Annotated in this window: 15 protein-coding genes and 1 tRNA gene; 1 reads left to right on the forward strand and 15 read right to left on the reverse strand. The window is 48.0% G+C overall.

Features of this window, described 5'->3' with window-relative positions:
• Positions 1-36 precede the first annotated feature (36 nt).
• Positions 37-405, forward strand: coding sequence for a DUF6746 family protein (locus A3750_RS19380; RefSeq protein ID WP_068452743.1), 369 nt, complete (start codon positions 37-39; stop codon positions 403-405).
• 51 nt (positions 406-456) lie between these two features.
• Here A3750_RS19380 and A3750_RS19385 read toward each other — a convergent pair whose 3' ends face one another.
• From A3750_RS19385 to rlmE, 15 genes are all read right to left on the reverse strand, one after another.
• Positions 457-939 (reverse strand): YiiD C-terminal domain-containing protein, encoded by a 483-nt coding sequence (locus tag A3750_RS19385; RefSeq protein ID WP_068452742.1) that lies wholly within the window; start codon positions 937-939, stop codon positions 457-459.
• A 129-nt stretch (positions 940-1068) separates the two neighbouring features.
• A complete protein-coding gene (pnp, locus tag A3750_RS19390) occupies positions 1069-3168 on the reverse strand; it encodes a polyribonucleotide nucleotidyltransferase (RefSeq protein ID WP_068452740.1) in 2100 nt (699 codons plus the stop codon).
• Positions 3169-3516: 348 nt separating this feature from the next.
• Entirely contained in the window at positions 3517-3786 is a 270-nt protein-coding gene (gene rpsO, locus A3750_RS19395) for a 30S ribosomal protein S15 (protein ID WP_068452738.1), read from the reverse strand.
• 82 nt (positions 3787-3868) lie between these two features.
• The gene (gene truB, locus A3750_RS19400) at positions 3869-4852 is read right to left on the reverse strand and encodes a tRNA pseudouridine(55) synthase TruB (RefSeq protein ID WP_068452735.1); all 984 of its coding nucleotides are present in this window, start codon (positions 4850-4852) and stop codon (positions 3869-3871) included.
• Between the two features lie 14 nt (positions 4853-4866).
• Positions 4867-5271, reverse strand: a complete 405-nt coding sequence (rbfA, locus tag A3750_RS19405; protein ID WP_068548656.1) for a 30S ribosome-binding factor RbfA — start codon at positions 5269-5271, stop codon at positions 4867-4869.
• Between the two features lie 24 nt (positions 5272-5295).
• Positions 5296-7830, reverse strand: a complete 2535-nt coding sequence (gene infB, locus A3750_RS19410) for a translation initiation factor IF-2 (RefSeq protein WP_068452730.1) — start codon at positions 7828-7830, stop codon at positions 5296-5298.
• A gap of 28 nt (positions 7831-7858) precedes the next feature.
• The gene (nusA, locus tag A3750_RS19415; RefSeq protein ID WP_068465222.1) at positions 7859-9358 is read right to left on the reverse strand and encodes a transcription termination factor NusA; all 1500 of its coding nucleotides are present in this window, start codon (positions 9356-9358) and stop codon (positions 7859-7861) included.
• Between the two features lie 27 nt (positions 9359-9385).
• Positions 9386-9892, reverse strand: a complete 507-nt coding sequence (gene rimP / locus A3750_RS19420; RefSeq protein ID WP_068458505.1) for a ribosome maturation factor RimP — start codon at positions 9890-9892, stop codon at positions 9386-9388.
• Positions 9893-10165: 273 nt separating this feature from the next.
• Positions 10166-10251, reverse strand: a tRNA-Leu gene (locus A3750_RS19425).
• Positions 10252-10302: 51 nt separating this feature from the next.
• On the reverse strand, positions 10303-10683 hold the full coding sequence (gene secG / locus A3750_RS19430) for a preprotein translocase subunit SecG (protein ID WP_068458497.1): 381 nt from the start codon (positions 10681-10683) through the stop codon (positions 10303-10305).
• A gap of 32 nt (positions 10684-10715) precedes the next feature.
• Positions 10716-11468 carry a triose-phosphate isomerase gene (gene tpiA / locus A3750_RS19435; protein WP_068548659.1) on the reverse strand — a complete coding sequence of 251 codons (753 nt, stop codon included), beginning with the start codon at positions 11466-11468 and terminating at the stop codon, positions 10716-10718.
• Between the two features lie 78 nt (positions 11469-11546).
• The gene (gene glmM, locus A3750_RS19440) at positions 11547-12890 is read right to left on the reverse strand and encodes a phosphoglucosamine mutase (protein WP_068548661.1); all 1344 of its coding nucleotides are present in this window, start codon (positions 12888-12890) and stop codon (positions 11547-11549) included.
• Between the two features lie 17 nt (positions 12891-12907).
• Positions 12908-13711 (reverse strand): dihydropteroate synthase, encoded by an 804-nt coding sequence (gene folP / locus A3750_RS19445; RefSeq protein ID WP_068458507.1) that lies wholly within the window; start codon positions 13709-13711, stop codon positions 12908-12910.
• Between the two features lie 72 nt (positions 13712-13783).
• Positions 13784-15742: an ATP-dependent zinc metalloprotease FtsH gene (gene ftsH / locus A3750_RS19450; RefSeq protein ID WP_197466487.1), complete on the reverse strand. Its 1959-nt coding sequence runs from the start codon at positions 15740-15742 to the stop codon at positions 13784-13786.
• A gap of 162 nt (positions 15743-15904) precedes the next feature.
• A complete protein-coding gene (rlmE, locus tag A3750_RS19455) occupies positions 15905-16525 on the reverse strand; it encodes a 23S rRNA (uridine(2552)-2'-O)-methyltransferase RlmE (RefSeq protein WP_068465219.1) in 621 nt (206 codons plus the stop codon).
• Positions 16526-16620: the final 95 nt, after the last annotated feature.

Here is a 16620-nt window from a genome sequence, read left to right on the forward strand (position 1 = left end):
TACGAATTATTATTATTTGCAATATAGAGGCACATCATGAAACCGACATACCTTCTTTCAACCCTAGTCCTTTCTCTCAGCATTGGCTCGGCCGCATACGGCGAGCAGCCGGAGCACTTTAAAGGCAAGACATTTACGGAGCTTTCTCAAGCTGTGGCCGTTTTTAACGATTACAACCAGCGCTTTGAAGATAAATTGAACGGGGAACTGGACTCCCTTGCACTGCATGAGATCCACGAATTGACCTACACCATGGAAGACGCTTTGGCTTTCATCACCAGCTCAATGTATACCGTAGCCGAAGATCTGGAGGCCGTGCATCAGGCAACTGAATACGCAAATGCCGATAAAGTTCGCGAAAGCGGAGCCAGGTACCTTAACGCATCACGCCAAATCATTAAGTAAGAGGCATTAAAAAGGGAGGCGACAAACCTCCCTTTGCGTTAAAAATTCCAACTATTTGCGTTTCAGTAAGGCATATTTACCTCTAAAACGCGCACAGGCTTTTCCCTCAGAATTGTTCGCAACCACGTCCAGTTCAAACACCGCTTTACCATGCCGCTCGAAGCTCTCTTTAAAGTGTTGAAGTGATTCTTCATCTGGAGATACCGCCTCTGCGTGGAGATCCTCATTAAGCGGACGCAGATATTCGATCTCGGCTTTCGCAACAACCAGCTCACCATCGAGCCCTAGTTCTTGCGCCTTGATAGAGCTCATACCCCACGCTGTCGAAACACATAAGACATAAATACTGCCACCAAACGCCGTACCCTTATCGTTGATATTGGGTTCTAGCGGCGCCTTAAAAACCAGTTTTTCGCCATCATAAGAGTGCACGGAGATCTCCGCCGCACGCGCCAAAGGCACATTGAGCATAAAGAAATCCTGCAAGGCTCGGCTGGCAATCTCGTGTTGTGAACGGGTGAAGTGCTTAGTCATATCGTGTTCCGGTCAATCTTTGCTAATACTCGCTATACGCTTACAAAAAAGGAGCTCACATGAGCTCCTTTTTCACGAAAGCCGCGAGCGATATATCATACCGCTAGCGCGCTATTTGATCAGCTAAAGTTAGACTTCAGCGTCAGCAACAACGTCTTTCATCGTCAACTTGATACGACCACGGTTGTCAACATCAAGGACCTTCACTTTAACCATCTGACCTTCAGAAAGCACGTCTGTCACGTTCTCGATACGCTCTTCAGCAATTTGCGAGATGTGAACCAAACCATCTTTACCAGGTAAGATATTAACGAATGCTCCAAAGTCGACGATGCGCTCAACTTTACCTTCGTACACCTGGCCAACCTCTGCTTCTGCAGTGATTGCCATGATCTTGTTGATGGCAGCTTGTGCGCCGTCGTTGTTTTCAGCGTAAACGCGGATTGAGCCATCGTCTTCGATGTCGATCGCAGCACCAGTCTCTTCAGTGATAGAACGGATAGTCGCACCACCTTTACCGATAACGTCGCGAATCTTGTCAGGGTGAATCGACAAAGAATGCATCGCAGGCGCTTTATCTGAAAGGCTCTCACGTGGGTTGTCGATAACCTTGTTCATTTCACCGAGAATGTACAAACGAGCATCTTGAGCCTGCTTAAGCGCAATGGTCATGATCTCTTCGTTGATACCTTCAATCTTGATGTCCATTTGAAGTGCTGTAATACCTTCATCAGTACCAGCAACTTTAAAGTCCATGTCACCAAGGTGGTCTTCGTCGCCAAGGATGTCTGTAAGAACTGCGAAACCTTCGCCTTCCTTAACAAGACCCATCGCGATACCAGCAACTGGTGCAGCGAGTGGAACACCCGCATCCATCAATGCCAAGCTTGAGCCGCAAACAGACGCCATAGAGCTTGAGCCGTTCGATTCAGTGATTTCTGAAACGATGCGCACTGCATACGGGAATTCTTCCTCGTTAGGCATAAGCGCTTGAACACCACGCTTCGCAAGACGACCGTGACCAATCTCACGACGACCTGGCGCACCCATACGACCACACTCGCCTACAGAGTAAGGAGGGAAGTTGTAGTGCAACATAAAGTGTTCTTTGGTATCGCCTTCAAGTGTGTCAACGATCTGTGCGTCACGCGCTGTACCAAGAGTAGTAGCAACGATTGCCTGTGTTTCACCACGGGTAAACAATGCAGAACCGTGCGCATTTGGCAGAACGCCAACTTCAACAGAAATTGGACGAACCGTGTCGTTTGCACGGCCATCGATACGAGGTTCTTTTGCAATAATACGGCTACGAACAACCTGCTTCTCAAGCTTGCTGAAGTACGCTTTAACGTCTTCTTCGCTTGCAGCGCCTTCTTCGCCTGTTGCGATTGCCGCAACGGCTTGGTTGCGCAACTCAGAAAGCGCGCTGTAACGCTCCATTTTGTCACTTGTGCTGTAAGCCTTGGTAATGCCCTCTTCGAACTGAGACTTGATAGCATCAGCTAGAGTCGTATTCACTTCTGGAGCAGCCCATTCCCATTGCTCAGTGCCAACTTCGGCAGCAAATTCTTTAACTGCTGTTATCACTGCTTGCATCTCTTTATGCGCAAACAATACCGCACCTAGCATTTCGTCTTCAGTAAGCTCTTTCGCTTCTGATTCAACCATCAGTACCGCGTCTTGTGTACCTGCGACAACCATGTCTAGAAGAGAATTACGGATCTCTTCGTTCGTCGGGTTCAGCGAGTAACCATCTTCATCAGTGAACGCAACACGCGCTGCACCGATTGGGCCTGCAAATGGAATACCTGAAATGGCGAGTGCCGCAGAAGTACCGATCATTGCCGCGATATCTGGATCTTGCGTTTTGTTTGCAGACATAACCTGACAAACAACCTGAACTTCGTTTACAAAACCATTTGGGAATAGCGGTCGAATTGGACGGTCAATCAAGCGCGAAGTAAGCGTTTCTTTTTCGCTTGGACGATTCTCACGTTTGATGTAACCACCAGGGATTTTACCAACCGAGTATTGGCGCTCTTGGTAGTGAACAGAAAGAGGGAAAAAGTCCTGACCAGGCTTTGCTTGCTTCGACGCAGTCACTGCGACTAATACACACGTATCATCGATTGTAACCATCACAGCGCCTGCAGCTTGTCGTGCAATGCGCCCTGTTTCTAGCGTGACGGTTGAGTTTCCATATTGAAATTGTTTAGTTACCGGATTCACATCGGCTCCTTTACGTTATTTACTGACTAAAAGGTCGCTTCACACATCACTACAACTAAAGCTTTATGCTTGAATGCTCTTTTAACGGATTTAGGTCTACTTGTTCCCAACTCGACGAAAAGCACTCAGCGATAAAACTTTACTGCAACGCTGCAAAACTCCCTACTTGATAAGCCCCACCCATGCGGGGCACTACTAAAAATACTTTATCTTATCTGCAACGCAAGATCGCGATGCCTTTAAAACGAAAATACCGGAGCGCTCACAGAGCGCTCCGGTACTACAACTACCTTTGGGTTTGGCTTAAAACCATAGACCCTATCGATCTCAACGTAACGATAATAGCGATTATCGACGTAGACCTAGACGACCAATCAAAGAAAGGTAACGATCTGCATCTTTTCCTTTCAAATAGTCTAGCAACTTACGACGCTGGTTAACCATACGGATAAGACCGCGACGTGAGTGGTGATCCTGTTTGTTTGACTTGAAGTGACCTTGAAGCTTGTTGATATTGTGCGTCAACAAAGCAACCTGTACTTCAGGAGAACCGGTATCACCTTCAGCTTGTTGGTAATCTTTAAGAATTTCTGCTTTTTCAGCTGCACTTAGTGCCATGATATTTTCCTCAATATGCTAAGTTAAAACCCAGAAACCGCGCATACGTACAGTTTAGGGCTAATACCTATTGGCAAGCGTCTTACGACTCCGCCATAAAATTTAAAAGCCGTTTTGGCTTGGCTTCACCGTCGTTAACTTCTACTACGCCGGCAAACAACCATTCTTCACCAAGCGCACTCGCCTTGGCGATATTCAAAATTGGCCCAACTAAATCCTCTACAGCTTGCTTTGGCGCATAAACACGATGCAGGCCAGAGTTTTCAGCGGGCGATATTCTAACCGGTTGCCCTTGCAATAGCGACCTTGTTTGGGAATTATTTACACTAATATGCGGTAAATTTGGTAACAAAATGTCTATCGGCTGAAGAAACGCATCAAGATGCTCAATCTTGCCTTCCAGGCTTTTCAGATCCTCAAGCGTCACCGTCTCTGATAACTCGAAATGCCCCGCCCTAGAGCGCCGTAACATAGAGACGTGAGCACCACACCCTAGCTCAAGACCAATATCTTCAACCAAAGAACGGATATACGTGCCCTTGGAGCACTCAACATACAAAGACAAAGTGTCTCTGGTCACGTCATCAAGGCGGAGTGTTGGCACGTTAATCGGCCTTGCTTCTCTTTCTACCGTTATCCCTTTTCTAGCCCACTCATAGAGTGGGCGCCCCTGATGCTTTAGTGCGGAATACATGGTGGGAACTTGCAATGTCTCACCACGAAATTTCTCTAGAACGGATTCAACAATCTCTTTATTTAAAACAGGCAGGTCACGCGTTTCGACAACCTCACCTTCACTATCACCGCTTTCGCGAATCTCGCCAAGTTGCGCTGTTGTATAATACGCTTTATCCGATTCAAGAAGATATTTGGCAAACTTGGTTGCCTCACCAAAACAAATTGGCAAAACACCCGTCGCGAGGGGGTCTAAAGCCCCGGTGTGACCTGCACGACGAGCATCGTACAGCCATCGAACCTTTTGTAGAGCGCCATTACTCGTGATATCTAAAGGCTTGTCGAGTAACAGCACACCATCTAAAAGTCGACCTTTTTTACGCCTCCCCATACAGCAACAGCGACTTAAACGTCGTCTGATTCTTCAGAAGAAGACGTTGAGTCTTTCTTACGCGCTTTAGTGATCAACGCATCAAGCTTACGACCATGACCGACCGAGCTATCAAAATGAAAGCGCAATTGAGGAANGGTGCGCAGCTTGATCATTTTGCCCAACTGACTGCGCAAAAAACCAGCCGCAGAATTCAATGCTTTCAGCGTCTGCTTAACAGAATCTGAGTTAGCATCGTTTTCCTCAAGCGTGAGCAAGGTGATGTAAACGTCGGCGAAACCGAGGTCACGCGCAACATTAACATCATTTATCGTCACCATTCCGACACGAGGATCTTTCATCTCGGTACGAATCAAAGTCGCCAAATCCTTTTGAATTTGATCGCTAATTCGATCAGTACGGCTAAATTCTCGTGCCATTCAGGTACTCCTACTCGTTACTGCTTATGCCAAGGTACGTGCGATTGATACTTTATCGAAGACTTCGATCTTGTCTCCAACTTTCACATCGTAGTTCTTAACACCGATACCACATTCCATTCCGTTACGAACATCATTCACATCGTCTTTAAAGCGTCTAAGTGACTCAAGCTCACCCTCAAAAATCACGATATCATCTCGCAAAACACGGATTTTCTTGTTTCGGTAAATTGTGCCTTCAATCACCATGCAGCCAGCGACTTGGCCAAACTTAGGCGACTTGAACACATCACGCACTTCGGCAACACCGACAATATCTTCACGGAATTCAGGAGCCAACATTCCACTAAGCGCTTGCTTAACGTGATCGATGATTTCGTAAATAACGCTGTAGTAACGAAGATCTAGACCTTCCTCTTCAATAATCTTTCTTGCTTGCGCATCCGCACGAACATTAAAACCAAATACTACTGCATTGGTTGCAAGCGCCAAACTCGCATCAGTACCGGTGATACCGCCAACACCACTACTCACAATCTTGACCTGAACTTCATCGTTTCCAATGTCATTTAATGCAGCTGTCAACGCCTCAAGAGAGCCACGAACATCTGTTTTAAGGACAATGTTTAGCGTTTTAACTTCATCAGAGCCCATGTTTGCGAACATATTCTCTAGTTTCGCCGCCTGCTGACGCGCCAAACGATCTTTACGTTGCTTGTCCGCACGGAACTCAGCCACCTCACGCGCCTTGCGCTCATCAGCAACAACAACAAAATCATCACCTGCGTCAGGCGTGCCGTTCAGACCAAGAATCTCAACTGGAATAGAAGGGCCAGCCTCTTCGGTTGCACGGCCAGCTTCATCCATCATGGCTCTAACACGCCCATAGAATGTGCCCGCAATGACGATATCGCCACGCTTAAGCGTACCATTCTGAACCAGAACTGTAGCGACAGCACCTCGACCTTTATCGAGACTAGATTCAACAACAACGCCTTTCGCTGGGGCCGATGGAACCGCCTTCAACTCGAGCATCTCTGACTGGAGCAAAACGGCATCCAGCAGTGCATCAATACCGTCTCCCGTATGAGCTGAAACAGGGACAAACTGCACGTCACCACCCCAATCTTCGGGAATAACGTCTTTTGCTGCTAGCTCATTTTTTACCCGATCAGGATCGGCAGCTTCTTTGTCCATCTTGTTAACCGCAACAACGATCGGTACACCTGCTGAACGAGCATGCTGAACCGCTTCTTCAGTTTGCGGCATCACGCCATCATCAGCTGCAACAACAAGAATAACGATATCTGTACTCTGAGCACCACGCGCTCGCATTGCAGTAAATGCTGCGTGTCCGGGTGTATCTAGGAACGAAATCATTCCGTGGCCAGTCTCTACATGGTAGGCACCGATATGCTGCGTAATACCACCAGACTCTCCCGCAGCAACTTTTGCTCGACGAATGTAATCAAGCAAAGACGTCTTACCATGATCGACATGCCCCATAACACTGACAACTGGAGCTCGGGGCCGCTCTTCGCCTTCGTAATTAATTCCTTCAATCAAGGCAGTTTCAATCGCATCTTCCTGGAACAACTTCACTTTATGGCCCAACTCTTCAACCACGAGCGTTGCTGTTTCCTGATCGATTGTCTGGTTCTGCGTCGCCATAACGCCGAGCCCCATAAGAGTCTTGATAACCTGTACTGCCTTTAACGACATCTTGTCAGCTAGCTCGCTAACAACAATGCTTTCACCAATAGATACTTCTTTCACAACGGGGGCACTCGGTTTTTCGAAGGCATGCGTCTTCTTACGCTTCTTCGCCTTCAGTTTACGAGGCTGAATTTCTTCCTCGATTGCATCCTCATCAAGGATCGTCTTCGCCGCATTAACTGCGTGAATATCAATTTCTTCTTCACGCTGGCGAGGTCCACGATGACCAGCGGACTTCTTGTGCTTGTTCCGCTTGTCATCAGAACTATCATCACGCTCTTCATGACCCTTTTTCTTGGAACGCTTCTTCGCTTTGTCTGCCTCAGACTCAGGGGCAGGGGCAACGCTTTTCGGACCAGGCTTGGCATTTTGCTTGCTGGCTGTTTCTTCTGCCACGCGCTTCGCCTCAGCTTCAGCTTTTGCTTTTTCCTCTTCTTCACGTTGCTTGGCTATCGCATCTCTACGAGCCGCATCTTCGGCCTCTTGCTTCGCTGCGATTGCATCCTGTTCAGCTTTCTGTTTCTCAAGCTCTACGCTTGCTTCTGGACGCTTAACATAGGTCCGCTTCTTACGCACCTCAACATTAACCGTCTTGGTTTTGCCCTGACCACCGCTCATCTTCAGCGTTGTTTGCGTTTTGCGCTTCAACGTAATGCGTTTCGGTTCAGAATCCGCCTCACCATGAACACGCTTTAAGTGCGCAAGAAGCTCTCGTTTTTCATCAGGTGACACAGTACCATCTGCTCCACGTGCATCGAGTCCTGCGTCAACAATTTGCTGCAGAAGACGCTCTATCGGCGCACCGATATCTTCCGCTAGCTGTTTAACTGTTACATCTGACATTACTATATTTCTCCCGACTCGACGTCTCTTAGTCTTGGCTCTCTTCAAACCATGGTGCACGAGCTGTCATGATAAGTTCACCGGCACGTTCTTCAGTCATGCCCTCCACTTCCATCAACTCATCAATTGATTGCTCTGCTAGGTCTTCCATCGTAATTACGCCGCTACTTGCAAGCGTTAGCGCCAAGTGACGATCCATTCCTTCCATATTCAACAAGTCTTCAGCCGGCTCACTTCCTTCCAGCTTCTCTTCTGTTGCTAGCGCCTGATTCAACAAGGCGTCTTTTGCACGACGACGCAACTCTTCAACGATATCATCGTCAAACGCATCGATCGCCAACATCTCTTCTAAAGGTACGTATGCTACTTCCTCGAGAGTTGTGAAACCTTCATTAACCAATTCAACGGCTAATTCTTCATCAACATCTAAGGCTTTAACGAACTGATCTACATACTTACCAACTTCTTCTTCCTGCTGCTTACCCGCTTCCTCTTCCGACATCACGTTCAGCTCCCAACCGGTGAGCTGAGCTGCCAAACGCACGTTCTGACCGGCTCGACCGATCGCCATCGCAAGATTTTCATCAGAAACAGCAACGTCCATAGAATGCGTATCTTCATCAACAACGATCGATGCAACCTCGGCCGGCGCCATTGCATTGACCACAAGTTGAGCTGGGTTGTCGTCCCAAAGAACGATATCGATACGCTCGTTGCCAAGCTCACCTGAGACAGCCTGCACGCGCGCTCCACGCATACCCACACATGCGCCAACAGGATCAATACGCTTATCATTGGTCTTGACCGCGATTTTTGCACGCGAACCTGGATCTCGCGCTGCACCACGAATTTCAATGACTTCCTCGGAAATTTCAGGCACTTCGATGCGGAACAACTCGATAAGCATTTCTGAAGCTGAGCGGCTAAGGATCAATTGTGGACCACGAAGATCCTGACGAATCTCGAGCAATAACGAACGAACCCGATCGCCCATTCGAAACACTTCACGACCAACCAAGTTTTCACGAGGAAGCAGCGCTTCGGCATTATTCCCCAGATCAACAATCACATTATCACGCGTTACTTTTTTAACCGTGCCAGAGACCAACTCACCAACACGATCTCGGTATCCATCAACAATTTTCTCACGCTCCGCTTCACGAACCTTTTGAACGATAATTTGCTTTGCAGCCTGCGCACCAATGCGTCCAAACGCGATCGATTCTACTTGCTCTGTATGAATATCACCTGGCTGAAGCTTGCTATCAATTTCTTCTGCTTCTTGCATCGTCAATTCAGTGCCAAGAGCAGGCACGGCGTCGTTATCAACCACAAGCCAACGACGGTGAGTGTCATACTCACCGGTTTTGCGGTCAATGCTTACAACAATATCCGCCTCTTCTTCTTCCTCGTAACGCTTCTTGGTTGCCGTTGCCAGCGCCAGTTCTATCGCCTCAAAAATAACGTCTTTATCTACGCCCTTTTCATTAGACACCGCCTCAACAACCAGCAGAATTTCTTTGTTCATCGCGTCGTTTGCTCCAATAAATCTATATCAATCAAATTGCGGTACGATATTCGCTTTTTCAATTCCTTCCACAGGGAACAAGAACTCTTCGGTGTCCACCTGCACAATCACATCACTGCCTTCAACGCCTTTCAGTACACCACTAAACTTGCGTCGCCCCTCAAAAGGCATGCGCAACTTTAGCGCGACATGATGCCCTTTGAATCGCTCGTAATGCGCTAACTCGTATAACGCTCTATCCATTCCCGGTGATGAAACCTCTAGCGTATAGTCGCCCGATATAGGATCTTCTACGTCGAGAACTGCGCTGAGTTGGCGACTCACTGCTTCACAGTCACCTAACTCAATCCCACTCTCGCGCTCTTTCCCGTCTTCACCAACTTCAGAAAGCTCGCCAGCATCTTTGCTTTCTATATAAATCCGCAGCATTGAGTGCTTGCCTTGGGAAACATAATCTATCCCCCAGCACTCAAAACCTAATCCTTCGACTACCGGCCTAATCATGTCATCAAGTAGCTGTTTTTTTGCCGCCACTGCCGCCTCCGCCGCGTTGTTCGCCATTTCCACAAACAAAAAATGGGCACAAAGCCCATCAGTATAAAAAAGCCCCTAACAGTGAGGGGCTCTTTACAAAACTGCTGTAAGGAGAGCCAAATTGGCGAGCCATCGCTCAGACTTGAGAACCAAGTCACTCCCAACTACACGCGGCATTATAGGCAGCACGACCACACGGGTCAACTCAATAACACCTAGGTTCACAAAAACAAAGCCCGCACCTACTAAAGTAAAAGCGCGGGCTCTTAAAGATGGTGCCGATGGACGGATTTGAACCGTCACGAGCATAGCTCACCACCCCCTCAAGATGGCGTGTCTACCAATTCCACCACATCGGCTAGATTCTGTTAAGCAACGCTAATCGTTACCAACAAGATCGAAATCTTTCGTTACTCCAACTCCGGAGCAGCATTGTCTTCGGTTTGCGATTCTAACTCAAGCATTTCTTCAGAGTTTGATACCGACTCAGCATCACCCTCAACCTGATCAACCGGCACAAGCGTCGTTGCGGCCTGAACGCTCAGAGCAGCCTGCTCTTTTGCAATGTATGCAAGACCAATACTGGTTGCGAAAAAAACCACCGCCAACCACTTAGTCGACTGAGTCAGAAAATTACCACTACCCTGACTACCAAACACTGTCTGCGACGCGCCACCACCAAACGACGCGCCCGCTTCAGCACCCTTACCCTGCTGTAGCAGGACAAGCACTACAAGCGCCAGAGAAACCAAAATGTGGGCAACGATGACCGATGTTTCCAAAAATTCCATATTACCTGCAACCTACTACAAACTGCGACTGATCAGAATGACTGACAAATCGCGTAAAAATCTTCAACTTTTAAAGAGGCCCCACCAACAAGACCACCATCAATATCCGGTTGAGCGAACAATTCTTTAGCCGTAGCCGCGTTTACGCTACCGCCATACAGAACACTCATACCATCCGACAAGTTCGTATCAGCTTGCGCAACCACATTGCGAATATGCGCATGCATCTCTTGAGCCTGTTCTGGCGATGCCGTTTTACCAGTCCCTATCGCCCAAACCGGCTCATACGCTATCACCAAATTAGATAGCTGCTCTGCGGAAAACCGACTCAAAACAAAGTCTACCTGAGCACCCACCACATCCTTCGCATTGCCAGACTCCCGCTCTTCAAGCGATTCACCGACACACAAAATAGGGGCTATACCCTGCTCCAATAAACGGCTCATTTTTTCAACGACCCGTTCATCCGATTCAACAAACAAAGTTCTTCGCTCAGAGTGGCCTATTAGTGCCGCTCCACAGCCAAAATCCTTCAACATAGCAGCAGACACCTCACCCGTATACGCCCCACCGGCATACTCCGCGACGTTCTGAGCCACCAATGTGACATCAGCGTCCGAGAATGCGTCCGACATGATGGAGAGATAAGGCGCCGGCGGTGCAACCATGACGTCGCAAGCCATTCGAGAACCTGACAATCTCTTTCGCAAATCTGCGCAGAACTTATTCGCAAAGTCGATGTCACCGTTCATTTTCCAATTACCAGCAACAATTTTGCGACGCATCGTTCTACCTCAGTTCAAGCGGGCGCAAATACTAACCGAGTTGCGCCCGAACTACAAGACGTATAAAACCCAAAATAGCTAAGCCAAAACGTCAGAAACAACACCCACCAAATGATCGACAACTTGGTCGACTAATTGCGAGTCTTCACCCTCTGCCATTACGCGAATTAAAGGCTCAGTGCCAGAGGCGCGCAGCAACACTCTTCCTTTACCGTGAAAGCGTTTTTCTTGATCGGCAACCGCCTGCGCTACGTGCGGATTTTCCATAGGATCGCATCGCTCAGCAATCCGCACATTTTTGAGAACTTGCGGTAACTTGGACATTTCTCCCGCTAACGCCGACAGCGACAACTGTCTGCGCCACATTGCCCTTAAGACCTGCAGCGCAGATACAATCCCATCACCTGTTGTTGACTTATCAAAACAGATCAAATGTCCTGAACCCTCACCACCAAGCAACCATTCATTTGCTTTAAGCTGCTCCATAACGTAACGATCGCCCACTTTAGCGCGGGAAAAAGGGATATCTAGAGCACCAAAGGCAACTTCGACCCCAAAATTTGTCATCTGAGTTCCGACCACACCACCGTCAAGCGCACCTTGTAAATGCCGATCTTTCGCAATGATAAAGATCAGTTCGTCACCATCGACAATCGCCCCCTCAGCCGTCACCATCACANCACGGTCACCATCTCCATCGAAGGCAATACCAAGATCAGCCTGCTCTAGCAGAACTCGCTCGACGAGAGCAGAAGGGCTCGTCGAACCGACGTTTTTGTTGATGTTCAAACCATCCGGCTCGACGCCTGTTGCAACAACCTCCGCTCCCAACTCCCGAAATACATAAGGAGCCACCTGATAAGTAGCGCCATGCGCACAATCAAGTACAATCTTCATACCTTCAAGACTCATCTGGCTCGGAATTGTACTCTTGCAATATTCAACGTAGCGCCCGACCGCATCATCAATCCTTTTGGCTTTACCTAATTCACTTGGAGGCACAACCTCCAGATCCTTTTCGAGCCATTTCTCAATTTCAAGCTCAACCTCGTCGTCTAACTTCATGCCTTTAGACGAGAAGAACTTAATGCCGTTATCTTCGTAGGGATTGTGAGAAGCACTGATGACAATGCCTGCGTTCGCCCGATATGTACGTGTCAAATAGGCAACGGCTGGCGTAGGCATAGGACCAATCAAACGGATACCAACTCCGGCTGCTGCTAAGCCGGCCTCCAGAGCCGACTCAAATAGATAACCGGAGATCCTTGTGTCCTTTCCGATAATGACTTTGTTCGCCGAACCCTGTTTTTTAAAAACCTGCCCACATGCCCAGCCCAGTTTGAGCATAAATTCAGGCGTAATCGCCCCCTGACCAAGACGACCACGAATACCATCTGTCCCAAAATACTTCCTGTCAGCCATACAACTCTCTCTTATTTCTATTCTGCGGCCTGCATAGCAGACCAAATCTTTACCGCATCCATGGTAGGTGCAACGTCATGTACCCTAAGAATAGCCGCACCGCGCTCAAGAGCCAACAAAGCCGCAGCAACACTCCCGAAAAGCCTACCCTCAACTCCTTTCTCCAGAACATTTCCAATCATAGATTTACGAGAGACTCCGATCAGAAGCGGAAAATCAAGGGTTTTCAAATCGGCTAAATGTTTGAGAAGACTATAATTATGAGAAAGTGTTTTTCCAAACCCAAACCCAGGATCCAATAGGATCTGCTCCTTCGCAATACCATAGGAACTTAGAGCGGCAGCGCGCTCCCTCAAAAACGCAGAAACTTCTTGAACCACACTCTTGTATCGCGGCGCATGCTGCATAGTATCTGGCTCGCCCTGCATATGCATAAGACAAAAATAACCCGCACTTCCTTGGATCGCCTCCAACGCACCCTCCCTCTGAAAAGCACGCACATCATTTATCATCTGCACTCCGAGCGCCAAACCTTCCCTCATAACCACAGGAGTACTCGTATCAAGAGAAATAACAACGTCGGACTCGCACCTCAAACGCTCAACAACAGGCATTACCCGGTCAAGCTCTTGTTGCTCACTCACCTTTGCTGCGCCTGGACGCGTAGACTCACCGCCAATATCGATGATTGAGGCGCCATCATCTACCATTCTAAGCGCTTGCTCCAGAGCAGCCTCTACTCTCGAGTATCTGCCTCCATCGGAGAAAGAGTCCGGCGTAACATTCAAAACACCCATTACCTGGGCCCTAGTAAAATCCATACCTTTTTGACCAAAAAGAAAGGGCGCAACTTTCGTCGCGCCCTTATTCATTTTAAATTTCAGGACGAAGTATTAGTGCCCTTCAGCCGGGCCACCCACACCATCAACAGGAGGTTCGGACTTTGGATCAGACTTAGACGCCTCCACAGCATCATCCGCCACAGCAGATGAACCACCAGTACTACCTGAGTCACTATTTCCGCCCCAACCCTTCGGCGGGCGAGGTGTCTTGTCATTCATAATATCGTCAATCTGCGGCGAATCGATCGTCTCATACTTCATCAAGGCATCAGCCATTGCATCCAGTTTTGAGCGATTATCCTCCAGGATTTTTTGAGCACGCGCATAACACTCATCGATAATAGAACGCACTTCAGTATCAATGCTTGCCTGAGTTGATGCCGCTACATGAGAAGCTCCACCGCCTGCAGATTTGCCTAGAAACACTTCTTCTTGTGCTTCGTCATATTTCAGTGGACCAAGCTTCTCTGAAAGCCCCCATTTCGTGACCATATTTCGCGCTATTTCTGTTGCCCGCTCAATGTCGTTAGAGGCGCCAGTAGTGACCCCTTCGGGGCCTAACGTCATCTCTTCAGCAATTCGCCCTCCGTAAAGCGAGCAAATATTACTAATTAAATGCTGCCGACTCATACTGTAGCGATCTTCCTCCGGCAAAAACATAGTGACACCCAGTGCACGGCCGCGAGGAATAATGCTGACTTTGTAAACCGGATCATGCTCTGGCATCAAGCGCCCAACGATCGCATGCCCTGCCTCGTGAAACGCCGTGTTGAGCTTTTCTTTCTCAGACATCACCATCGACTTACGCTCAGCACCCATCATGATTTTGTCTTTCGCCAACTCAAACTCAACCATGGAAACAGTGCGCTTGTTCGCGCGCGCTGCAAACAAAGACGCCTCATTCACCAAATTAGCCAAGTCTGCGCCAGAAAAACCCGGCGTTCCTCGAGCGATTAAACCTGGCTCAACGTCGTCATCCAAAGGCACCTTTTTCATGTGTACTTTCAAGATTTGCTCTCGCCCAAGAATATCAGGCAAGCCAACCACTACCTGTCGGTCAAAGCGCCCCGGTCGCAACAAGGCAGGATCAAGGACATCAGGACGGTTGGTCGCGGCAATAACAATGACACCCTCATTCCCCTCAAAACCATCCATCTCGACAAGCAATTGGTTCAGCGTCTGTTCACGCTCATCATGACCACCACCTAGACCCGCGCCTCGATGACGTCCAACGGCATCGATTTCATCGATAAAAATAATACATGGTGACTGCTTCTTCGCCTGCTCAAACATGTCGCGAACACGAGAAGCACCCACACCAACAAACATTTCTACAAAGTCAGAACCTGAAATTGAAAAGAAAGGCACTTTTGCCTCACCAGCGATCGCTTTGGCGAGCAATGTCTTACCCGTACCTGGCTGACCAACCATGAGAACGCCTCTTGGAATCTGACCACCCAAGCGTTGAAATTTGCTAGGATCTCTCAAAAACTCGACAAGCTCTTTAACGTCTTCCTTCGCCTCATCGACGCCAGCAACATCAGCAAAAGTGGTTTTAATTTGATCTTCACTCATCAAACGCGCTTTGCTTTTTCCAAAAGACATCGGTCCTTTGCCGCCACCCCCTCCTTGCATCTGCCGCATGAAGAACATAAACACAGCAATAATCACCAAAATCGGAAATGACGCGACGAGCAGCTGAGACCAAATGCTTTGCTTCTCAGGCTCTTTACCAATAACAGTGACGTTATTGTTGATCAGCTCATCCATTAATTTCGGATCTTCAACCATTGGTCTTACCGTTGAGTACTTACGCTGATCGCTCGTCTCAATCTCAAAATGCAGCCCATCAATCACAACCTGACGCACCTGACCGCTTTGTACTAACTCAATAAACTGTGAGTAGTTCATTGGTTGTGTTTTCTGCTGCGCACTAAAGTTGTTGAACACTGTCAGCAAAACTGCAGCAATCACCAACCAAAGCACTAAATTCTTGACCATATCGTTCAAGGGAAGCCCCTCACTTGTGAAAAGTTGTGTGTTTAATACGAAGTAAAATATACAACCAGATTCTTAAATATACTATTTACCGAACCTACATATTTACAGTTTTCATTCGGCGAGCGAATGAAAATTTGCTAAAGCCTTTAACAATACTTTGATAACCCGCTGCTACTGGCCTTTGTAACCTATTCCTATCTGGTATATTTCTCTCGACCGAGCACGCGATGCATCCGGTTTACGGGAATATACTTTCGTAAACATTGTGCGCATTTGCGCTAGCAAAGCATCAAAGCCCTCACCTTGAAATACCTTTGCCACAAAGTTTCCGCCTGGTTTTAAGGTGTGAGCGGACATATCTAAAGCTAGCTCAACCAAGTACATCGCAGAAGGAATATCAACTGCAGAGTTACCACTCATATTGGGGGCCATATCTGAGATTACAAGATCTACCTTGCCATCTATTTCTGCCAAAATCATTTCGAAGACATCGTCATCCGTAAAATCACCTTGCACAAACGTCACGTCTGGCAGCGGATCCATCGGCAATATATCGCTCGCGATCACTTTTCCAGAATCACCAATGTACTCTGCTGCAACCTGAGTCCACCCGCCCGGCGCCGCACCCAGATCAATCACCGTCATGCCTTTTTTAAACAACTTGTCTTTTTCATGCAGCTCGATGAGTTTATAGCTCGCACGAGAACGATAGCCGTCTTCTTGCGAACGCTTTACATATTGATCATCAAAATGCTCTTTAAGCCAACGACCACTGGACTTTGAACGCGCCATACAATAGCTCTTCTATAATATTTGCAGTTTTAAATTATTGACTTTGGTTTCGCGCAATGACGGAGTACACTTGCGCCCAGATACTAATAGGACAA

Source organism: Oleiphilus sp. HI0079, assembly GCF_001635105.1.